At 59.8% G+C, this 21,274-nt stretch carries 21 protein-coding genes; 5 read left to right on the top strand and 16 right to left on the bottom strand.

What is annotated here, in order from left to right:
* Positions 1 to 21: 21 nt before the first annotated feature.
* Together AF70_RS19320 and AF70_RS19325 are read right to left on the bottom strand one after the other, a co-directional pair.
* Positions 22 to 903 carry a transporter gene (locus AF70_RS19320; protein WP_178114252.1) on the bottom strand — a complete coding sequence of 294 codons (882 nt, stop codon included), beginning with the start codon at positions 901 to 903 and terminating at the stop codon, positions 22 to 24.
* Between the two features lie 128 nt (positions 904 to 1,031).
* On the bottom strand, positions 1,032 to 2,009 hold the full coding sequence (locus AF70_RS19325) for a helix-turn-helix transcriptional regulator (protein ID WP_018927903.1): 978 nt from the start codon (positions 2,007 to 2,009) through the stop codon (positions 1,032 to 1,034).
* Positions 2,010 to 2,275: 266 nt separating this feature from the next.
* Here AF70_RS19325 and AF70_RS29970 point away from each other — a divergent pair, with 266 nt between their 5' ends.
* Positions 2,276 to 3,181, top strand: coding sequence for a methyl-accepting chemotaxis protein (locus AF70_RS29970; RefSeq protein ID WP_028940820.1), 906 nt, complete (start codon positions 2,276 to 2,278; stop codon positions 3,179 to 3,181).
* 39 nt (positions 3,182 to 3,220) lie between these two features.
* Here AF70_RS29970 and AF70_RS19335 read toward each other — a convergent pair whose 3' ends face one another.
* A complete protein-coding gene (locus AF70_RS19335) occupies positions 3,221 to 4,549 on the bottom strand; it encodes a hypothetical protein (RefSeq protein ID WP_018927905.1) in 1,329 nt (442 codons plus the stop codon).
* 305 nt (positions 4,550 to 4,854) lie between these two features.
* On the opposite strand from AF70_RS19335, the gene AF70_RS19340 reads away from it, so the two are divergent.
* From AF70_RS19340 to feaR, 3 genes are all read left to right on the top strand, one after another.
* The gene (locus AF70_RS19340; protein WP_028940819.1) at positions 4,855 to 6,354 is read left to right on the top strand and encodes an APC family permease; all 1,500 of its coding nucleotides are present in this window, start codon (positions 4,855 to 4,857) and stop codon (positions 6,352 to 6,354) included.
* On the top strand, positions 6,335 to 6,919 hold the full coding sequence (locus tag AF70_RS19345; protein ID WP_028940818.1) for a DUF3156 family protein: 585 nt from the start codon (positions 6,335 to 6,337) through the stop codon (positions 6,917 to 6,919). The genes AF70_RS19340 and AF70_RS19345 overlap by 20 nt, the downstream gene beginning before the upstream one ends.
* A gap of 118 nt (positions 6,920 to 7,037) precedes the next feature.
* Positions 7,038 to 8,000 (top strand): transcriptional regulator FeaR, encoded by a 963-nt coding sequence (feaR, locus tag AF70_RS19350; RefSeq protein WP_018927908.1) that lies wholly within the window; start codon positions 7,038 to 7,040, stop codon positions 7,998 to 8,000.
* A 59-nt stretch (positions 8,001 to 8,059) separates the two neighbouring features.
* On the opposite strand, the gene AF70_RS19355 is transcribed toward feaR, so the two are convergent.
* The 6 genes from AF70_RS19355 to AF70_RS19380 form a co-directional block, all read right to left on the bottom strand.
* Positions 8,060 to 8,842 carry an SDR family oxidoreductase gene (locus tag AF70_RS19355; RefSeq protein WP_028940817.1) on the bottom strand — a complete coding sequence of 261 codons (783 nt, stop codon included), beginning with the start codon at positions 8,840 to 8,842 and terminating at the stop codon, positions 8,060 to 8,062.
* Positions 8,835 to 9,635, bottom strand: coding sequence for an SDR family NAD(P)-dependent oxidoreductase (locus tag AF70_RS19360; RefSeq protein ID WP_018927910.1), 801 nt, complete (start codon positions 9,633 to 9,635; stop codon positions 8,835 to 8,837). The genes AF70_RS19355 and AF70_RS19360 overlap by 8 nt, the downstream gene beginning before the upstream one ends.
* Positions 9,628 to 10,449 (bottom strand): molybdenum cofactor biosynthesis F family protein, encoded by an 822-nt coding sequence (locus AF70_RS19365; protein WP_028940816.1) that lies wholly within the window; start codon positions 10,447 to 10,449, stop codon positions 9,628 to 9,630. Before AF70_RS19365 ends, AF70_RS19360 begins: the two co-directional genes overlap by 8 nt.
* A gap of 93 nt (positions 10,450 to 10,542) precedes the next feature.
* Positions 10,543 to 11,208 carry a LuxR C-terminal-related transcriptional regulator gene (locus AF70_RS19370; RefSeq protein ID WP_028940815.1) on the bottom strand — a complete coding sequence of 222 codons (666 nt, stop codon included), beginning with the start codon at positions 11,206 to 11,208 and terminating at the stop codon, positions 10,543 to 10,545.
* A gap of 52 nt (positions 11,209 to 11,260) precedes the next feature.
* Positions 11,261 to 11,626 carry a cupin domain-containing protein gene (locus AF70_RS19375; protein ID WP_018927913.1) on the bottom strand — a complete coding sequence of 122 codons (366 nt, stop codon included), beginning with the start codon at positions 11,624 to 11,626 and terminating at the stop codon, positions 11,261 to 11,263.
* Between the two features lie 53 nt (positions 11,627 to 11,679).
* Positions 11,680 to 12,978: an FAD-binding oxidoreductase gene (locus AF70_RS19380; RefSeq protein WP_018927914.1), complete on the bottom strand. Its 1,299-nt coding sequence runs from the start codon at positions 12,976 to 12,978 to the stop codon at positions 11,680 to 11,682.
* Positions 12,979 to 13,210: 232 nt separating this feature from the next.
* Here AF70_RS19380 and hpaR point away from each other — a divergent pair, with 232 nt between their 5' ends.
* Entirely contained in the window at positions 13,211 to 13,633 is a 423-nt protein-coding gene (gene hpaR / locus AF70_RS19385; RefSeq protein ID WP_026286557.1) for a homoprotocatechuate degradation operon regulator HpaR, read from the top strand.
* Between the two features lie 155 nt (positions 13,634 to 13,788).
* Here hpaR and AF70_RS19390 read toward each other — a convergent pair whose 3' ends face one another.
* From AF70_RS19390 to hpaE, 7 genes are all read right to left on the bottom strand, one after another.
* Complete coding sequence (locus tag AF70_RS19390) at positions 13,789 to 15,243, bottom strand: NAD-dependent succinate-semialdehyde dehydrogenase (RefSeq protein ID WP_018927916.1); 1,455 nt, start codon at positions 15,241 to 15,243, stop codon at positions 13,789 to 13,791.
* A 16-nt stretch (positions 15,244 to 15,259) separates the two neighbouring features.
* On the bottom strand, positions 15,260 to 16,060 hold the full coding sequence (hpaI, locus tag AF70_RS19395; protein ID WP_028940814.1) for a 4-hydroxy-2-oxoheptanedioate aldolase: 801 nt from the start codon (positions 16,058 to 16,060) through the stop codon (positions 15,260 to 15,262).
* A gap of 18 nt (positions 16,061 to 16,078) precedes the next feature.
* Positions 16,079 to 16,882, bottom strand: a complete 804-nt coding sequence (gene hpaH, locus AF70_RS19400; protein ID WP_028940813.1) for a 2-oxo-hept-4-ene-1,7-dioate hydratase — start codon at positions 16,880 to 16,882, stop codon at positions 16,079 to 16,081.
* A 12-nt stretch (positions 16,883 to 16,894) separates the two neighbouring features.
* Positions 16,895 to 18,199, bottom strand: a complete 1,305-nt coding sequence (locus tag AF70_RS19405; RefSeq protein WP_018927919.1) for an MFS transporter — start codon at positions 18,197 to 18,199, stop codon at positions 16,895 to 16,897.
* A gap of 49 nt (positions 18,200 to 18,248) precedes the next feature.
* Positions 18,249 to 18,641 carry a 5-carboxymethyl-2-hydroxymuconate isomerase gene (locus tag AF70_RS19410; RefSeq protein ID WP_018927920.1) on the bottom strand — a complete coding sequence of 131 codons (393 nt, stop codon included), beginning with the start codon at positions 18,639 to 18,641 and terminating at the stop codon, positions 18,249 to 18,251.
* A 201-nt stretch (positions 18,642 to 18,842) separates the two neighbouring features.
* Positions 18,843 to 19,700: a 3,4-dihydroxyphenylacetate 2,3-dioxygenase gene (gene hpaD / locus AF70_RS19415; protein WP_018927921.1), complete on the bottom strand. Its 858-nt coding sequence runs from the start codon at positions 19,698 to 19,700 to the stop codon at positions 18,843 to 18,845.
* Positions 19,701 to 19,808: 108 nt separating this feature from the next.
* Entirely contained in the window at positions 19,809 to 21,269 is a 1,461-nt protein-coding gene (gene hpaE / locus AF70_RS19420) for a 5-carboxymethyl-2-hydroxymuconate semialdehyde dehydrogenase (protein WP_028940812.1), read from the bottom strand.
* Positions 21,270 to 21,274 lie beyond the last annotated feature (5 nt).

The raw sequence follows: 21,274 nt of genomic DNA on the forward strand, positions 1-21,274 counted from the left end.
TTCAAGCTCCGATGAATGAATTCAGAACACATGGACCAGACGCAGCAATGCGTCGGTACCGTGGTAGCCGTTGTCGGTGACGACGTTCTGCGAGAGGCTGAACATCAACTGATTCTGTTTATCGAGCCAGTGACCGACTTCGAAACCCACCTGGGTGTAGCGCTTGTGGGTGTCATCGATGCGTTGTTCATTGATCCGCAACTCGCCGCCATCGGCGTGGATCAGTCGCAACGCGCCATAGGTGCTCGACGTGAAGTCATAAGAGGCAAAAGCTTGCAAGCGATACAGAGGGTCCTGTTTGAGGTCATTGCTGAAGTAGTCGTCGTTCTTGCCATAGAGCTGGGCTTCGAGGTTGGCTTCCAGCACCCATTTTTCACCGATGCCCTGGGTGTAGTTGTAAACGAAGGTTGCCCCCCAGCGATTGGCACCGGGTGACACATCGGGATTTGTGCTGTGGTACTCGCCCACCGGCAGGGTAATCAGGGTCAGCAACCCGCTGTAGGTGCGCGAGGTGGGGTCGTTGATGAAGAACAGGGTGCCGCCGACCTGAGGGTCACCGAAACCGCTTTCTCCGGTGTGCTGACTGGCACCTGGCAGGTGGGCGCTGATGTCGGCGAAGGGCACGATGAATTGTGGGGTGCAGAGGGTGCCGCAGATGTCGGTGAAAAAGACCTGGCGATAAGCCACGGCGTTGACCTTAAGGTCGGCCTTGCCCGTGCTGTCGGCGGGGCCGTGGAAATCATTGGCGCGGCTTGCCGGCAAATACAGCACGCCCAGGGTGGTGCCCGAAGGGGCGCCGAAAAAATCCCGGGCGTTGAGGTCGGCGGCGCCAGCATGCAGGCTCGACAGACCACTGATAAGAGCCAGTGCAGTGTTGCGGTTGAAGGTACTGGTCATGGGCATTGCGTCTCTTCTTTGAGTTGTTGTGCGGCGAACGGATCGCCCCTACGTGGCATAGGGAAAAAAGGGCAAAAGTGTCCCGTGGCTGTCAAAAAGGCAGCTAAAAAGTCAGCGCGAGTCAGCGGGGTAGATCAGTCAGGCGGGGCGTGCAGCAGATGGGCAATTCGGGCTTTGTCCTTGACCCCGAGTTTGCTGTAGATGGCGCGGATGTGGTGGCGCACGGTATTGGGTGACATGCCCAGATCGCGGGCGACTTCCTTGTAGGTCTTGCCTTCGCCGAAGCCTTGAGCCACATCGTTTTCTCGTGGACTCAATTGCATCAGCACAGTGCGGCTGCGGGCTGCCAGCAAGAACAGATCACCGACCGTCGAGGCCTCGATCTGCAGATACTTGCCTTCATACCCATTAGCGTCCATTGCCACCGGCAGGCAAGGGCCGGTCCAGTCCGTCCACTCGGTCAGCAGCAAGTCGACGAAACCACGTTCCGCGCAGTGCAGTGTGCCGCGCTGGTCGCATACGGCGAGCGCCAGATTGCGCGGGCGGGTGAGGGTTTCGCGCATGGCCACAAGGGTGCGGATCTGGTTGGCCGATACCGCAGCAACCAGATGAAGCATGAGGTTGTTCAGCAACCGACAATCCTGATCGGAAAAGCGCGGTGCTTCGGGAGCGCGATACACCGTGAGGTGATCGCTGAGGTGGGTTTGTGGGTCGACGTACACAATGCACAGCAATTCGCCAATACCATAGGATTCGCCGAGCCAGTTGAGTCCGGAACCGTTGGAAGGGTCGCGCATGTCGACGATGACCGCTTGCCCGGGGATGTCGTGGACCCTGCCGACGGTCACGTCGATGTGGCGAATCGATTGCCAGTCCGACAGATAGCTGCGGGGCAATTTGTAGAGATAGGAGTTGTGTTCTTCAGGCAACCCTTCAATCAGCGCCGCACGCCCCCACCAGGCACTGTCGAAGGGTAACAACTGGTTGATGCAGCCCAGCGCGGCGTGGTGGAAATGCTCGATGTCTTTGTCCTGTGCCAGGCGCTGAAGCTCCAGTGTCATTGCACTGAACGCCTCTAGGAGGCTGGCGTGACCATGATCATGACGGCTCATTCGTATGTACCTCTGTGCGACATTTTTATTGTTTTCGTCACGAAGTCATTAAGGACCGAAACGTCGTTTTGACGTGGGCAGGGCCTGAGGACGAGTATCGGCGGGTTGAGAGAGTATCGCTATCCTACAGATGCACGATGGCTGCTACAGGAAGGCCTTTTGTGTGTGGCAGACAGGAGCAAACGCCTCAGCAGCCACGTACAAGCAATCATCTCCCGTTTGCTATCAGATCCAGTGTCTCGACTCGATGAACAAAGGACAGGCTGATGTTCTTCAAGAAACATAAACAGCAGCAGGCGCTCACCGAGGCCTTGCAACTGGAACGGTTTACACAAGAAAAAAACCAAATCGTGCAACGTCTGCGGGTCGCCGAGGAGCTGTCCAAGGGCCAGGCCTGCCAATTGGAGCGCAGCGAGCAGGCGCTTGAAACGCTTCGCCAACAGCTGGAACAGACCCGGCTCCGCGAGCAGGCGCTGGAGGCCGAGTTAAGCCTGCACGTGCAGTTGTCCCACCAGCACCGGCAGGAGGAGCAGATCTGGGAGCTGTTGCAGTCGACGCTGACCGAGGGTTGCTGGGACATCACCGTGGTCAACGGTGATGTGCAGGATCCAGCCAGTTGCATGCGGTTTTCCAGTCAGTTCCGCCTCCTCATGGGGTATGCCCCGCACGAGCTGCCCGACGGTTGGGATGCTCAAGTCAACATCACCCATGCTGACGATCTGCCGAAGATCATGGCGATCTTCGATCGGGAAATCCTCGCAACCCACGGCAGTGGTGAATACGTCTTTGAATACCGGATGCGCCACAAGACCCGAGGTTACATCTGGTGTCGCGAGCGTGGTCGCGCAGCCCGTGACGAGCAGGCCCGCTTGACCCGAGTGATCGGCGCGGTGCGCGACATTAGCGATGAGCGTTCAGCCGAGGCCACCCATCAACGAATGCTCGAGCAGAATCAGGCGACCTACGGCCAGATCGCGACGGTGGTAGGAGTCATTAAAGGCATCGCCGACCAGACCAACTTGCTGGCCTTGAACGCCGCCATCGAAGCGGCCAGGGCGGGGGAGGTCGGGCGCGGGTTTTCAGTGGTGGCCGATGAAGTGCGCAAACTGGCGGAAAATACCCGCCAGGCGACTCATCAGATTCAGACGATGTTGCATCAGCACAAACAGTAAACCGCGTCAGGAGCTGCGCCAGGCAGCTCCTGACATGGATTAGAAAGGCACGGCCACGGTCAGTTGGCTGTAGACATTAGTGCCGTTGCCGCCAACCTGATTACCGCCGTTGCTTTCATCCTTTTCCGGCTTATACAGGCCCACCAACGGGGTGACGATCAGGTGCTCGTTCACCGCCCATTCGGCATACAGGTCCAGTTCACGACCATCGAGGTCCAGCGCATTGTTCTTGTGCAGGGTCTTGTAGTCGAAAAACAGCACGCCAACGGTCACTGGCTCCAGTGGTTTGACTTTGAGCGCCACATGCTGGATCGCGGTGTTGCTGTTGAACGGGCCCGAATAATTACCGGCCACTTCGCCCTGGAACCAGGTGCCGTAGCCACGGTTGACACCGTTGAACATCGAATCCCAATCTTTGGAATAGCGGCTGTAACGGTACGTCAGGTCCGGCGACCATGGCAGGTCGGCAAAGGTGTAGCCGGCTTCGGTGTACCAGGCTTTTTCCGGGCCGGCGTCCTTGTCCTGCCAGGCATATTCGAAGGAAAAGTGAGCGTTCTCTATTCCGGCATTGCCAGCGCCCCGCAGGCTATAGATGTTCATGCCTTCACGTTGCTTCTGGAAGTCGCTGGCATAACGATCATCGACGTCAATGCCGTGAATATACGTCAGCCCGAGGGTACCTGGCGCGGCGGTGTATTCCAGGGTGCTGGCGGCCATCTCGGTCTTGGCCTGGGCGCGGTTGTCCGACTTGATCCACATCAGGCTGCCGTGCACGCCTTCCTTGCCGCCCAGGCGCAGGACGGCCGTTTCGTCGAATGCGTGGCGCGCCGCGAGATAATAGGCACCACCTCGGTTGAACTCACCATCCGCCACACCTTTACCCAGGTTCAGGCCGTCGTCGTTGATGATGAAACCGTCACCGAGAGTAATGACCTGGCGCCCAAACGACACATCCACGCCATCCTTGCCAAGTACCGGGAACAGGTCGCCGGAACGCCAGCCGGCGAAGGCTTCATCAAACTTTGTGGTTCGTTCGGTACCGTCGGTGATGCCCGCGGCATCGCCATCGCCCCAGGTGCCGGAACTGACCAGATTGGCCGTGCCGTAGGCGCTGCCCAGGCCGCCGAGCGTTTGCTCGACACTCAAGCCATACTTGATAAATCCTTCGCGCCAGCTAGACCCGCCTGTGGTGCCGTCATAGTTCTTGCGACTGTTGAACATCCCATAGACCGCGAGGAAGTTGCCCGTGACCTTGGTGTCGTTATCGGCATACAGCTCGTACGCCTGGGCCGACGAGTCGGCGATCAAGAGCGCGATCCCCAAACCAACGGCCTTGGGCAGCGCTCGTGCTTTCAGTGTTTGCTCCATTGTTGTTTTCCCCAGCTTTTGTTGGACAGTTCGATAGGTCGAGTGCGCATTAGGGCGACTGGAGATGGGGGAAGTCTTTCACCTGCGTGCCAGGCATTTGATCCTGTCAGCCACGCGGTGAAGCATGGCAGGGAGCAACAAGAACGGCGGCAGACATGGGCAAGACGATCTGGGTGGCAGAGGAGCACAGTCACTCTGCACACGGCGCCGTTTCGCTCAGGGACTGGCTGGGGAGGGCTTTATCGCCAGCTCCTTGAACGGCTCGATACATCCACTATAAAAATCCGCTTTCGAGGATCTGCACTATGTCGATCAATGACAGACTCACCGAGCATTTGAACCGGGGCACGGTCGGTTTTCCCACTGCGCTCGCCAGTACCATTGGTCTGATCATGGCCAGCCCGGTGATTCTCACCGCGACCATGGGCTTTGGCATCGGCGGCAGCGCCTTCGCGGTGGCCATGCTGATTGCCGTGGTGATGATGTTGGCCCAGGCGACCACCTTCGCTGAAGCGGCATCGATCCTGCCGACTACCGGTTCGGTCTACGACTACATCAATTGCGGCATGGGCCGCTTCTTTGCTATCACTGGCACGTTGTCGGCCTACCTGATCGTGCATGTGTTCGCAGGCACTGCCGAGACCATTCTTTCCGGGGTCATGGCCCTGGTGAACTTCGAGCACCTCAATACCTTGGCAGAATCTGCCGGTGGTTCCTGGTTGCTTGGGGTTGGGTTCGTCGTGGTGTTCGGGATTCTCAATGCCTTCGGCGTCAGCGCCTTCGGCAGGGCAGAGATCATTCTGACCTTCGGCATGTGGACCACGTTGATGGTGTTTGGCGTGATGGGGTTGATCGCGGCGCCAGCGGTGCAACTGGATGGCTGGTTCGGTGTATCCCTTGTGGGTACTGACCTGATCACCATCCTGTCGCTGGTGGGCATGGCCATGTTCATGTTCGTCGGTTGTGAGTTCGTCACCCCTCTGGCGCCGGACTTGCGCCAATCGGCCAAGGTCATGCCCAAGGCGATGATTCTGGGGTTGTTGAGCGTTGCGTCGTGCATGTTCATCTATGGCGCGGCAATGAAGCGTCAAGTGGAGAACGTGTTGCTTGATGCCGCCGGTGGCGTGCATCTGCTCGATACACCGATGGCCATTCCAAAGTTCGCCGAGCAGGTGATGGGCAATATCGGTCCGATGTGGCTGGGGATCGGCTTTCTGTTTGCCGGGGCGGCGACCATCAATACGCTGATGGCGGGTGTGCCGAGGATTCTTTACGGCATGGCAGTCGACGGCGCATTGCCCAAGGTCTTCACCTACTTGCACCCACGCTTCAAGACGCCGCTGCTGTGCATTCTGGTGGCGATGCTGATTCCTTGCCTGCATGCGCTGTATCTGGGCGGTAACACTGACAACATCATGCATCTGGTGTTGGCCGCCGTTTGTGCCTGGAGTTTTGCCTATCTGCTGGTGACGCTGTCGGTGGTAATGCTGCGCATCCGTCGTCCCGATCTGCCACGGGCCTATCGCTCGCCCTTCTTCCCGTTGCCACAGATCCTTTCCAGCGTCGGCATCCTGCTGGGCATGTGGTTTATCACGCCGCCCGGCATGAACCCCGCGGATATCTATGTCCCGTTCGCGGTGATGCTTGGTGGCACCGCGGTGTACGCGCTGTTCTGGACGTTAGTCGTGCAGAAGATCAATCCATTCAAGCCTGCTTCGGTGGAAGAAGTGCTGGCCAAGGAGTTCTCCAATGAACCGGGGCACCCTGACAACGGGTATATCGACCATGCTGCAAAAACTGTCTGAGCTGTTCAGCGCCAGACGCGCCCCAGCCGGTTATCGACCTGGGGTGACGCTCGAGCACCTGCGGCGCAACCTCGGTCTGGCCAGTTTCGAGCAGACAGAGCCGACAGCGGCCCGGGCTTCGCTGGACGATGGCAGCCTGCAATTGGAGATCGTCGAGCGCACCGAGTCGCAGCTGTTGATGCACCTGGTCATGACCGAGTTCGTGATCCGGGTGCCTGCCTCGACTGAGGGCGCGGCGAGCTTCGAACTGCACCATAGCGGGGCTGTTCGACGGACCGGGATCCGCTGTCGGCAGCGTGCTGGAGACGCCGCGCTATTAGCCAGGTTGCAGGCCAGGTTGCAGGAGGACAGTGCGCTGCACCAGGCCTTGATGCCGTTGGACTTCAAACGCTTGCGCATCGATCTGCAAGGGCATCAGTGGTGCGTACGGCTGGAGCATATGGGTGGCAGCGAGGTGGTCAACCGCATGCCGGCCTTTCGTCGCTACATCGCTTTGAGCCGTGATCAACGCACTTGGCTGCTTGACACGTTGACTGGATTGCAGCGCCTGTTGCGCACGTTCTGATTCGCGATTTTGGCATCATTAGTGCTACCCACTTTGGCAGACACGTACTTGTTGCGCGCATATAGATAACATGTTAACTATTGCGCAACAAAAACAAAAAGCCATTGTGGAGAGCCCCATGAGCATCCATCAGTCTGTGCAAGACGGGTTGGAAACCTGGACCCGGGATCTGCGAGCAGCCTGTGGTCATTTCGACACAGAATTGGCCTACAACCGTTCGCTGTTCATTGGTGAGGTTTCCGAGTGTTCCCGGGGCGGTCTGTCCTTGGCGAACTTGCGTACCAACGCAGGGCTTATCAAGCGCGACAAGCCCAACGCCGATCACGACAACGAACAGGATTGTTTCCTGGTCAGCCAGCGCAGCGGTTACTGCCAGATCACCCAGTACGGACAGAGCATCCAGTTGGCTCCCGGGGACCTGCTGCTGATGGACTCGGCAGGTTCCATTGAAATCAGCCCATTCGGGCTGATCGAGCATGTCTCGGTCTCCTTGTCCCGCAACGAAGTGTGCAAACAGCTTGGCAGCCAGTCCCGGACGTTCGGCAAGATTTCCTCGAGCAAGGCCTGTGGGCGGATGCTGCATGTGCTGGTGGATCAGCTGTGCAAGGACGCGTGGGTGGGCGAGGGCGCAGTCGGTGAGGGTGAGGCGTTGCAATCGGCTTTTGTATCGTTGCTGGGTTCGGCATTCGATCAGGATCAGGTGTCGGGGGATGACGTTACTTCGTTGCAGGGCAACAACCTGCGCAGTTATGTGCAGAAAGTCATCGACGAGTCCCTGACCCAGCCGGGCTTGAGTCCCGTCGGGCTGGCCAATCGATTGAACATTTCAGTGCGGCATTTGTATCGGTTGTTTGAAGAGCAGGACGATAGCGTCTGTCGCTACATTCAACGGGCGCGGCTCAAGCGCAGCGCCGATGACCTGACCAATCCGTTCTTGCGTAGCGAATCGATCACCTCCATCGCTTACAAGTGGGGCTTCACCGACTCGGCGCATTTCAGCCGCTCGTTCAAGAAGCAGTTCGAGTTGTCACCCAAGGATTTTCGTTCCAGTCATTTGCAACAGGCGGTGGGGGCGGCTTGACTCTCTGGATGAAAAAGGGGGCTTTTCAAAGCCCCCTTTCAGCATGAAAAAACGCTATATCAAACCTCTGGCAAGGTCGAGCCGCCATCGACCACCAGCGTCTGTCCGGTGATGTAAGTTGCCAGATCCGATGCTAGAAACAGCATGGCTCCGGCAATATCCGCCGCCTTGCCAAGCCGTCCCAGGGGCACTCGACTGGCGATATTTTCGTTCAGTTGGTCGTCCCCCAGATTGCCCATGGCTGGCGTCGCGATCATGCCCGGCTCGACGCCATTGACCCGCACGTTGTGTCCGGCCAGTTCCAGTGCCGCGTTGCGGATGAAACCGTTGACCCCGGCTTTTGACGCCGCGTAATGGCTCAGCCCCGGGTAGGCTACTCGTGGGCCGGTGACCGATGAAGTCACCAGCACGCAACCCTGACCCTGACGGCGGAACATCGGCAAGGCCGCCTGGGTCAGCCAGAACAGCGCCGAGAGGTTGACCGCCAGAGTTCGGTCGAGAATGGAAGGGGTAATCTCGGCGAACGGTGTCAGCGGAAAATACCCGGCGTTGTGCACGAGAACGTCCAGTTGCCCCAAACGCTGTTCAAGCGCCTGAATCAGTTCGAACACCGCCCTGGATTCGGCCAGGTCGACGCACACGGCTTCAACCTGACACGATTGCGCGGACAATTCGACAGCCAGCGACTGGGCCAGCGGCAGTTGAAGGTCGGCGATTACCACATGAGCACCTCGCACGGCGAAAGCTTCGACGATCGCCCGCCCAATGCCTTGTGCTCCGCCGGTTACCAGGACGGTTTTTCCGCTGAAATCAAGATCTTTGAAAGCGCAGCCTTCAGACATGAGTTTGCTCCATGTGGGTGTAGGCCAGGGTCGGCACATCGACGATGCTCGAGCCGCCGTCGGCCACCACGGTTGCGCCCGTGATAATCGACGCCTCGCTAGAGGCCAGGAAGCGGCAAACCCTGGCAATTTCCTCGGCGCTGGCCGGTCGTCGCAACGGCACGTCGGCGCAGACCCGGTCATAGGCTTGCTGCAGCGTTTCGTCATAAAAGTCCATCAGCGGCTGCATCTCCTGATCGGCCATGGGCGTGCGCACCCAGCCGGGGCAGACGGCGTTCACTCGTACACCGCGCGGGCCGTAATCTCTGGCCAGCGAACGATTGAGGCCGAGCAGCGCATGCTTGGCGGTGGTGTAGCCGCAGACTTCGGGGCCCGCCGCCAGTGAGGCAATGGACCCGATCAGCACGATGTTGCCGGTACTCTCCAGCAGCAGAGGCAGGCAGGCCCGGGCACTGTAGAAGGCACTGTCCAGGTTGCTGCGCAACGCCGCTTCCCAGGTCTGCGGGCTGGTGTCGGTGGCGCTGCCCAGGCCAAGGCCGCCGGCACAGGCCAGCAGTACATCAAGGCGCCCGTAGCGCTGACGAATCTGCGCCACGAATCCTTCCCAGGTGTCCGGGCAGGCGGCATCGCCGACCAAAACCAGCCCGCCGGTTTCCCGGGCAATTTGCTCCAGGGGCTCGCGGCGGCGGCCGATCAACACCAGATTGGCGCCTTCGGCTGCGTACAGCCGGGCACAGGCAGCACCGATGCCCGTCCCGGCACCGGTGATTGCAACGGTACGTGGCTCAGGCATTGGGATACTCCGTCCGGTTGAGAACCTGGCAGTAAGAGCTGATCGGAAAGTTTGACAGTTCATCGAAGGACGACCCGGCATAACCGAAGATCTTGCCGTCGCTGCGGTGCTGTTGCAGGTCGATCAGCACCAGGCCGAGGGTCGGGATGATCTTCTCGCGCCAGACGAACAGGTACAGCTGATCGGCGATCTTGTAGTAGTGGCAGCGGTCGGTGTCGCACAGGCCTTGCTCGACGCCCTTGAGGCACTGCCAGGAATAGAACTGATCGTTGAGGTAGATGTGTTCGTAGACTTCACTTGGGCTGTAGCGATACAGGTTGCGCAGGCCGGTCAGTTCGCTGGTCGGTGCGTGAGGGCATTGGCCTTCCTGCCACGGACGATCAAGGCTGCCATGCAAAAACTCGACTTCGACCGAGGTCAGGTGCTTGCCCGCCAGCGCACGGCTGTAGAGGCCTTCACGGGTTTGATCCTGGGTCGGCATGCGGCCGATCACGGCGGTGAATGCAGCGCTAACGGTGTCGAGCACCAGGCTGATCGACCAGGCTTGACCACCTTCGTGCTTGATGAAGTCCACCAGGTACAGACCTGGACGCACTGAGGTGGCTCGATAGTTTGCAGTGCCTGTGGAGTGCCCATCGGCAGCGGTCCAGGATAGGGCTTCGGTGTCGAAACGATGTTCGATCTGCCAGCCATTGGCGAAGTTCAGCGTGAAGGCCTTGCCGTTCAGGTCGGCCAGGTTCGGCAGGATGAAGGCTTCAGGGGCGAAGCCGTCGGCCAGGGCGCCAACGGTGATCCAGTCGGATGATGTTGTCATTGCAATGCTCCAGTTGAGTGAAATAACAATCTGGAGCATGCGGTTCGCAAACAAGCTCGCCTATCAACCGGATGGTTGAGCCGGGCTAAAAAATCAGAGCTGGAGAAACAGGGTTCCGACCAGCTCGGTGCGGCTGCTGACGCCGGTCTTGCGAAACAGGTTGATCAGGTGGGTCTTGATGGTCGGCAGACCGACTTTCAGTTCCAGGGCCAGTTGCTTGTTGCTGGCGCCCTGGCGCAGTAACAACGCGATCTGCCGCTCCTTGGGCGTCAGGCCGGTCAGCGGATCTTCGCAGGGCTGTATGTTCGCGACGGCGAGTTGCAGCAGGGACTGCAAGGCATTGAGCTGGGCCAGTTGGTCGGTGGTGAAGGCGCCTTGTTCGGCGGTGCGTAACATCGAGATCGCGGCCTGAGGCTGGCCGGCGCGATGGGCGAGGATTTCCACCACATCGACAATGCCATAGCGCTGCAGAAAGTCCCGATAGAGCCGACTGTCCCGTGTCGGCTGTCGGGCCATGGCAAAACCCAGAGGCACCACGGCTCGCCCGCTGGACAGGCAATTTCGCGGTTGCAAAGGGTCGAACCGACGGTAGTTGTCCAGATAGTCGCGATGCATCTCATCGCTCATGCAATGCAGCCGGAAGTCACGGGCTTGCAGTTGCCGGTCGACACAGTAGAACGCCGCCTGACTGGCAGGTACAAGTTGAGTGAAAGCTTGCAGGCAATGGCCGGCGATTTCCTGGGTGGGGAGGGCATTCATGTTCGGTACCTCGCCAAGGGGCTACCGGCTGTTCGCCGGCAACCCGAATCGGTCAAGCGACAGCGAAGTAGTGTTTGACGAAACTTTCGCTGACCACTTCCCACAGCACGGGAGTGCCTTTGGTCACGAACCAGCTGTCGCCGGCCTTGTAGCGAGCACTCTGGCCGGTGGATTCGTTGGTCAGGACCACTTCGCCGGTAACCACCGTAGCTTGTTCGGCGAACGGATAGACCATGCGGAACTTGCCCTGGGTGGTGCCGAAATAGGCACTGCTGACCGGGTCGGTCGGTGCGCCGAAAGTCATTTTGCCGAAGGCTTTGACTTCGCCTTCGAGGATTTCCGAGCCGAGGTCGGCAACGGAGCCCCAGGCGTCCAGTTCGGACAGCTGGATGTCTTTCTTGAGGGTGGTAAGGGTCATGGCAGTTGCTCCTGATGAGTAAAAAAACAGAAAAGGGAAGAGCGCCTTGGCAGTTACCGACGCCCGTTCCAATAACCTGACAGCTGGTGCCAGGACTTGCCGGCGGTCAGCAACAGTGGGCGAAACGCATCTTTGCCAAGGATGGTAGGGCGGTGGATCGAGCTGACCAGGTCATAGCGCGCCGAGCCTTCACTCATGCCTTCGGCCAGCACCTTGCAGATGATGTGGCTGGGGGTGACGCCGAAGCCCGAATAGCCCTGAACGAAGAAGGCGTTGCTGCGACCGGGCAGGGTGCCGATCTGCGGGAACAGATTCGGGCTGCAGGCCATCGGACCGCCCCAGGCCAGATCGATTTTCACGTCCTTGAGGTACGGGAAAATCTTCAGCATCAGGTTGCGGTTCCAGGCTTTCAGGTCCAGGGGAATGTGCTCGACCAGCGGTGTGGCCGCACCGAACAACAGACGGTTTTCGTTGGTGACGCGGTAGTAGTCGATCACCGGACGAATGTCGCTGTAGGCGCCGCGAATCGGGCTGATGCGGTTGATCAACTCGTCCGACAGTGGCTCGGTCATCATCTGGAAAGCGTAAGTGTTTATGGTCGAGCGGTGCAGCTCAGGTTCCAGCTTGTTGAGGAAACTGTCGCAGGCCCACAGAAGCTTGCTGGCCTTTACTGAACCACGGCCGGTGCGCACGGTGATGCGCTCGCCATAGCTGACTTCCAGCGCTGGACTGTTCTCGAAAATCCGCACGCCGTGCCCAACCAGTGCCTTGGCTTCACCGAGTAGCAGGTTCAACGAATGGACGTGACCGCCGCCCATGTGCAGCAATGCGCTGCTGTAGGCATCGGAGCCGATGATTTGCTTGACGTCCGAACCACCGAGAAAGCGAATCTCGTGTTTGCTGTTGATCGATTTGAAGTCTTTTTCCCAGGCGCGCAGGGTCTTTTCCTGGCGAGCGTTGAAGCCCATGTAGCCGTAGCCGTGGCAGAAGTCGGCATCGATGTTGTACTTGGCGATGCGGTCCTTGATGATGTCCGCGCCCAGGTCGCTGATCTCGAAGACCTGGCGCAGACCGTCCTCACCCACGTCCTTCTTGATCTTCTCCAGGTCGTGACCGATGCCGGCCATGATCTGCCCTCCATTGCGCCCGGTGCCACCGAAACCCAGGTAACGCGCCTCCAGTACAACGATGTTGGTGATGCCTTTTTCGGCGAGCTCAAGCGCGGTATTGATGCCGGAGAAACCACCGCCAATGACCACAACGTCGGCTTCCACATCCTGTTCCAGGGTCGGGAAGCTGAGATTGTATTTTTTGGTGGCCGTGTAATAGGTGGGCGTTTCGATATTGATCATGGCGCAGCCTGAAAAAGTGAAGAAAAACTCAACGCAGGGCCTTTGATTAGCTCTGTACCGGATGACTCCTATTAAGAGCCTTGGCTCGGTGGATGTCTTGATTCTCTATGCCGGGATTTTTGATTCAGCGCGCCAGAAGGCCTTTGCGATAAGAAGTTATGGCGCGTTCGGGAGGACAGGATGATAGAGTTTCGTTAAATTATTAACTAAATCAACCGTGATCCTGACTCCGATGCTCAAACCCCGGCAATCCCTGACCTTGACCCTGCTGCAAGCACGTGAAGCAGCCATGAGTTTTTTTCGTCCCTCGCTCAACCAGCACGGGTTGACTGAACAACAGTGGCGGGTTATCCGCATTCTCAGTCAGCACGGCGAGCTGGAAATCTACCGGCTGGCGGAACTGGCGTGCATCCTCAAACCGAGCATGACCGGTGTGCTGGTGCGCATGGAGGCGGCCGGCATGGTCCATCGGCGCAAGGCCGAGCAGGACCAGCGACGGGTGCTGGTGACCCTGGCCGAAAAGGGCGAGGCGTGCTTTGAGTCCATGAGCCAGTGCATGGAAGAGAACTACCAACGGTTGCAGGCACAGTTGGGAGAGGAGAAGTTGCAGACGTTGCTTGGGTTGCTCGATGAATTGAAGACCATCAAGCGTTGAAAGCCTGAACCTGCAGGAGCCGGGCTTGTTCGCAAAGCAGATGCCGCGGTGTATCCAGCCCACTGCGCTATCGTTCATCGCGGGCAAGCCAGGCTCCCACAAGGTCCGCGCAGGACCTTGCTCCTTGCAGCTCCCCAAATCGGAGGTCAGCCGGACTATTTGATACTCAGGCACATGTACTTCTGCTCGATGTAATCATCGATCCCATACTTGGAACCTTCGCGGCCCAACCCTGACTGCTTTATCCCGCCGAACGGCGCCACTTCGGTGGAGATCAGTCCTTCGTTGACTCCGACCATGCCGTACTCCAGCGCCTCGCTGACGCGCCAGGCCCGGCCCAGGTCGCGGGTGTAGACATAGGACGCCAAACCGAACTCGGTATCGTTCGCCATGGCGACGGCCTCGGCTTCGGTGTCGAAACGGAACAGCGGTGCCAGCGGGCCGAAGGTCTCATCCCGGGCCACCAGCATGGCCGGGGTGACGTCGCCGAGCACCGTGGGTTCGAAGAAGTTGCCGCCCAGTGCGTGGGGTTTGCCGCCGGCCAGCAGCCTCGCGCCCTGGGCGAGTGCGTCGTTGATGTGTTCCTCGACCTTGGCCACCGCCTTGGCGTTGATCAACGGCCCTTGTTGCGCGCCTTCGGTCTCGGCCCGGGCGACCTTCAGGGCGTCGACTGCCAGCACCAGGCGGCGGGCGAACTCGTCATAGACACTGTTTTGTACCAGCAAGCGGTTGGTACAGACACAGGTCTGGCCGCTGTTGCGGAATTTCGAGCCGATCGCACCTTCCACGGCGGCATCCAGGTCGGCGTCTTCGAAGACGATAAAGGGCGCGTTACCGCCCAGTTCCAGGCTGACTTTCTTGATGGTTTGCGCACACTGGGCCATCAGCAATTTGCCGATGCCGGTGGAGCCGGTGAACGAGAGTTTTTGCACTGCCGGGTTACCCGTCAGCTCCGCACCGATTTCTCGAGAGCGGGTGCCGGTGACGACGTTCAGCACGCCCGCCGGAATGCCGGCGCGTTCGCCGAGTTCAGCCAGGGCCAAAGCCGACAATGGGGTTTCTGAAGCCGGTTTAAGCACCACGGTGCAACCGGCGGCCAGCGCTGGACCAACCTTGCGGGTGATCATTGCATTGGGAAAATTCCACGGTGTGATGGCCGCCACCACCCCGATGGCTTGCTTGATCACTACCAGCCGCCGACCTTGCTTGTCATGAGGAATCACATCGCCGTAGACCCGCTTGGCCTCTTCGGCGAACCACTCGATAAAGCTCGCGCCATAGGCAACTTCGCCACGACTCTCGGCCAGCGGTTTGCCTTGTTCCCAACTGAGCAGGCGGGCCAGGTCTTCCTGATGGGCCATGATCAGCTCGAACCATGTGCGCAATACCTTGCTGCGATCCTTGGCGGTTTTGCCGCGCCAGGCGGGCAGGGCGGCCTGGGCCGCGGCGATGGCGCGGGCGGTTTCGGCTTGGCCGAGGGAGCTGATTTGGGCGATGACTTCGCCATCCGCCGGGTTGGTCACCGCGAAGCGTGAACCGTCATCGGCGTCGACCCATTGGCCATTGATGTAAGCCTGCTCGCGCAGCAGTTTCAAATCGTTAAGTTTCATCGGGCTTCTCGAAAAATCAGTACACGCCGCCGGAGCTGGTGGGCACCGGAGCATCTTTGAATTTGCCGGCGAGGGTTTGCAGGCCACGCATCAGCACGGTGGTGTCGACACCCACGGCAACGAATGCCGCGCCCAACTCGATATAGCGCCGGGCGAGTGTCTCGTCGGCGCTGAGAATGCCTGCGGCCTTGCCGGCCTTCTGAATCCGCACGATGGCGTCCTCGATGGCCGTCTGCACCTCGGGATGCCCCGGATTGCCGCGATGGCCCATGGACGCGCTCAAATCCGCCGGGCCGATAAACACCCCGTCCACGCCCTCGACCGCCGCAATGGCATCCAGGTTGACCAGGCCTTCGCGGTTCTCGATCTGTACCAGCAGGCACATTTGTTCATCCGCTTTGTCGAGATAACCGGGAATGCTGTTCCAGCGTGACGCACGGGCCAGCGCACTGCCGACACCGCGTATGCCCTGGGGCGGATAGTGAATCGCACGCACCAGTTCCCGTGCCTGTTCGGCACTTTCAACCATCGGCACCAGCAGGGTCTGGGCGCCGATATCCAACACCTGCTTGATCAGCGCGATATCGCCGATCACCGGGCGTATCACCGGATGACTGGGGTAGGGCGCCACTGCCTGAAGCTGGCCGAGCAACCCGCGAAGATCATTGGGTGCATGTTCGCCGTCGATCAGCAGCCAATCGAAACCGGCATTGGCTGCCAGCTCGGCACAGTAGGCGTCGGCCAGACCGAGCCAGAGGCCTATCTGAGCTTCGCCGCTTTTGAGGCGTTGTTTGAAACGGTTGATGGGCATGTCCATGGAACAGTCCTCCAGGGATCAAACAAAGCGGCAGGAGATGGAACCCAGCATGTCGTAATCGACATGGAAGGTATCACCGGGGTCGGCCGCCACCGGGCGGGTGAAGGAGCCGCCGAGAATGATTTGGCCCGCTTCCAGGGTGACGTCGTAGGCGGCCAGTTTGTTCGCCAGCCAGGCCACGCCTTTGGCCGGATGATTGAGCACGGCGGCCGACACCCCGGACTCCTCGATCACGCCGTTGCGGTAGAGCACCGCAGGCACCTTGCGCAGGTCGATCTCGGTCGGCCGCACGGCACGACCGCCCATGACCACGCCAGCGTTGGCGGCGTTGTCGGAAATGGTGTCGAACACCTTGCGTGTCGCCTTGGTCTGCGGGTCGATTTGCTGAATTCGCGCATCGATGATTTCCAGCGCCGGGATCACCCATTCAGTGGCGTCGAGCACGTCGAAGATCGTGCAGTTCGGACCTTTGAGCGGCTTGCCAAGGATGAACGCCAGCTCCACTTCCACCCGCGGCACGATGAAGCGCTCGAACGGAATGTCCGTGCCCTCGTCGAAGAACATGTCATCGAGCAAGGCACCAAAGTCCGGCTCGGTGATGTTCGAGGACACTTGCATGGCCCGCGAGGTCAGACCGATCTTGTGCCCGACCAGTTTGCGCCCGTCCTTGATTTTCTGGGCGACCCAGGCGCGCTGGATGGCATACGCGTCTTCGATGGTGATAGCCGGGTGATCGAGGGAAAATTGCCGGACCTGCTCCCTGGAGCGTTCAGCCCGATCCAGTTGTGCGGCGGCGTGAAGGATTTGCTGTTGATCGAGCATGACGAAGATCTCTTATTGTGGATTGACGATGGCCGCATTGGTGCGCAGCACCAGGAAGCCGCCGAGAGCGATTAACAGCGCCAGGACATACAGGGCCAGGCTGGCGCTCTGAGTGGTGTCGCGCATCCAGCCGATCAGGTAAGGCGCGAGGAACGAGGCGATGCTGCCGAACGAGCTGATCAGGGCAATGCCGGCGGCTTGTGTGCAGTTGGAGAGAAAGGCCGGAGGCAGTTGCCAGAACATCGGCAACGCGGCGCTGGCACCCATGCCAGCGACGGTCAACCCGCCCATCACCAACAGCGGGTTGCCCGGCGCCAGGCCCGCCACTGCGATACCGGCGGCGGCCATCAGTAGCGGCACACACAGGTGCCAGCGGCGTTCGCGGTTACGGTCCGACGAGCGTCCGCAGCCGATCATGAAGAAACACCCGGCCAGATAGGGCACTGCACTGAGCAGGCCTACCTTGCCGTCGCTGCCAATTCCCGCGCCGTGGATCAGTGTTGGCATCCAGAAGGCCAGGGTGTTGACCGCCAGCATCACCGCAAAATAGATCGCCACCAGCAGCCAGACCTGTGGGTCGCGCACAATCCCACCGAAGGAGGTGATGGATTTACGCTGTTCTTCGCTGCTCAGTTGCGCGCGCAGTTGCTGTTTCTGCGCCGGGTTCAGCCACTTCACGACTTCGAAGTTATCCGGCAAACACTTGAGCACCACCAGGCCCAGCAAGACCACCGGCGCCCCTTCGATCAGGAACATCCACTGCCAGCCGCGCAGTCCACCGAAGTCATGGAGGTTTTCCAGAATCGCCCCGGACAGCGGTCCGCCGATGACTCCGGCCATCGGCACGGCAATGGCAAACAGCGCGGTGACTTGAGCCCGGCGCCGGGCCGGGTACCAGCGATTGAGGAACACCAGGATCCCGGGAAAGAAGCCGGCTTCGGCTACGCCCAGCAAAAAGCGCAGGACATAGAAACCGCTGGAGCTTTCGACCCACAACATGCTGGCAGAAAGTACGCCCCAGACCACCATCAGGCTGGCGATCCAACGCCGTGGTCCGACCCGGTCAAGGGCCATGTTGCTCGGTACCCCGAACAGCGCGTAGGCAATGAAGAACAGTCCGGCTCCGAAGCCGTAGACGGTGTCGCTGAAGTGCAGGTCGGTACTCATCTGCATCTTGGCGAAGCCGATGTTGATCCGGTCCAGATGGGCGAACAGGTAACAGATCAACAGCAATGGCATCAGGCGCCAGGTAACGGTGCTGTGGGTTCGATCGTGCTCGGCAAGGGTGATGCTGTCAGCGGTATTGGCTGTGCTCATGATGTTGTACTTTTTGTTTGAGTGGCCGTTGGCGGAAGGAGGGCGTGAATCAGCCCGCCTGGTTCTTCAAGAAGGCATGGACGTTGTTCTGCTTGAAGTTCAGTTCCGGGTGCAGTTCGATCATCTCGAACGACAGCGCCAGCAAGCGTTGCGACTGCAGCTCGGCGAAGTGCTCGGTGATTACGTTGAACAGTGTTTGTGCGACTGTCTGCCGGGTCGGCAGATCTCGTCCGTGACCGACCTTGAGGGTCATATGGACGAAGGCGTAATCGTGCTTGCCATCAGCCATGCGCCAGGTGTCCAGGCGCACTCCACGACTGCGGATGCCGCCCAGGGGGAACACGCCGCTGTCGCCGAGGGAGGCGTGGACTTTTTCGAACAGGCTGGGCAAGTCGGCTTGTTGTTCGATGTTGTCGGTGTATTCAGCAATGAAATGAGGCATGTGAGTCTCCCGTAACGTTGATGTTTCGCATCGCGTAGCAACTGTTGAGCGGAGCGAGGCAGCGTCCGGCTGCGAAGCAGTCGTAACCCCATACACCTCTGTGTTTCAGGTAAATCGAGAGCACCGGTTTTACGAGGACTACGTCCTCGGACGCCGCCTCGCTCCGCTCGACAGCTGCTACGCCAGTTCCTGTCTGGTACCTCAGAGAGGGAAAATGGCGTTGATCTGGCCAGTGCCTGAACTGCCGAAGGGCTCGGTCAGTACTTCCACCGGTTTGTTGTACTCGGGCCCGCCAAGCAGTCCGAGGAGCATGGCGGTGTCGTGCATCTTGCCTTCGCCGAAGCAGTGCTCGGCGTAGTCCGGGAGCATTGCGCAGAACTCCTTGAAGCGACCTTGCTTCCACATCTCGACCACGTGCAGGTCCATCTGCTTGTCGAATTCACGGGTCCAGTTGTGAATGTTGGCTTCGGCTTCACGGTCGTCGGAGAAACGGTGGGACAGCGAGCCGGAGGCCAGCACCAGCACCTTGCGGTCGCTCCTATCGATGGCCCGGCGCACGGCAGCGCCGAAGGCGAAGCTGTCTTCCAGGCGATGCCAGGCGCACCAGGCGGCGATGGAGATCACGTCAAACTTCTGCTCGTCCGGGACGCCCATGTGCATGTAGCGCATAGGTACCAGAGTGCCGTATTCCAACTCCAGGCTCGGGATGTTGTGGGCCATGGTGCGCACCCCGGCCTGATTGGCCTCGGTGGCGATCAGCTCGCCCAACGCTGGGCAACCCGGGTACTCGTACTCCATGTTCTTGATGAAGTGCGGCAGTTCGTTGCTGGTGTAGATGCCCTTGAAATGCTCGCCGCAGTTGACGTGATAGCCGCTGTTGACCAACCAGTGCACGTCGAACACCACGGCGGTGTCGGCACCGAGCTCGCGGGCGCGACGGCCGATTTCCTTGTGTCCGGCAATTGCCGCCTCGCGACAACCGTGATGCTTGCCGGGCAGTTCCGACAGGTACATCGAGGGTACATGGCAGATTTTCGCGGCCAGGACGACTTCGCCCATGATGATTCTCCTGAAATTGTTGTTATTCGATTCAATCTGGTGGCCAGTGAAGGCTGCGATGAGCCGATGCGCGGCCCATCGCTGCCTTCAGCAGCGACCATCGCTTGTTCAGAGACCCCAACGCGGGATGTGATGACTGCCCATGGAAATGCAGATGTTCTTGATTTCGGCGAACACCTCAAAGCTGTACTGGCCGCCTTCGCGTCCGGTACCGGAACCTTTCACACCACCGAACGGCTGACGCAAGTCCCGCACGTTCTGACTGTTGATGAACACCATGCCGGCTTCGATGCCGTAGGCCAGGCGATGGGCCTTGCCGATGTCCTGGGTCCAGATGTAAGACGCCAGGCCATACTCGGTATCGTTGGCCAGTTGCAGGGCCTCGGCTTCGTCCTTGAACGGAATCAGGCACACCACCGGACCGAAGATCTCTTCCTGGGCGATACGCATCTTGTTGTTCACGTCGGCGAACACCGTCGGCTGAATGAACTGGCCTTTACTCAGGTGCGCCGGCAAGTTGGCCGGACGTTCCAGACCACCGGCGAGGAGGGTGGCGCCTTCCTCTATGCCGATCTTGATGTAGCCAGTGACCTTGTCGTAGTGGGCCTGAGTGATCATCGAGCCGACCTGAGTCTTCGGGTCCTGTGGATCGCCGACGATCAAGCGTTTGGCGCGGGCAGCAAACTCGGCGACGAACTGAGGGTAAACGCTTTCCTGAATGAAGATCCGGCTACCAGCGGTGCAGCGTTCGCCGTTCAGCGAGAAGATGGTGAACAGTGCGGCGTCGAGGGCGCGCTCCAGGTCCGCATCTTCAAAGATCAGCACCGGTGACTTGCCGCCGAGTTCCATGGAGTATTTTTTGAGGCCGGCGGTCTGCATGATTTTCTTGCCGGTGGCGGTACCTCCGGTGAACGAAATTGCGCGCACATCCGGGTGCCGAACCAGCGCGTCACCGGCGGTGGCGCCGTAACCCTGGATGACGTTGAGCACGCCATTGGGAATGCCGGCCTCAACAGCCAGACGACCGAGTTCGTTGGCCGTCAGTGGGGACAGCTCGGACATCTTCAGCACCGCAGTATTGCCCAGTGCCAGGCACGGCGCGGTTTTCCAGGTGGCAGTCATGAACGGCACGTTCCACGGTGACACCAGACCGCAAACACCCACCGGCTGATACAGGGTGTAGTTGAGCATCTGGTCGTCGACGGGGTAAGAGTGACCGTCCATGCGGGTGCAGACTTCGGCGAAGAAATCGAAGTTGTGCGAAGCGCGGGGGATCAACACATTTTTGGTCTGATGGATCGGCAGGCCCGTGTCCAGCGTTTCCAAATCGGCCAGACGCGGGACATTCTGCTCGATCAGCTCACCGAGCTTGCGCATCAGTCGGGCACGTTCCTTGGCTGGCGTATTAGCCCACTTGGGGAAGGCTTCCTTGGCCGCGGCTACGGCCTGAGCGACTTCTTCGGCGCCGCCGCTGGCGACTTCACCGATGGCTTCGCCGGTGGCCGGGTTGTAGTTGACGAAAACGTCTTTGCTTTCGACCTCACGGCCGTTGATCCAGTGTTTGATCATGCTGC

The organism is Pseudomonas sp. KD5, from assembly GCF_012932895.1.
In the GTDB taxonomy this organism is placed as follows: domain Bacteria; phylum Pseudomonadota; class Gammaproteobacteria; order Pseudomonadales; family Pseudomonadaceae; genus Aquipseudomonas.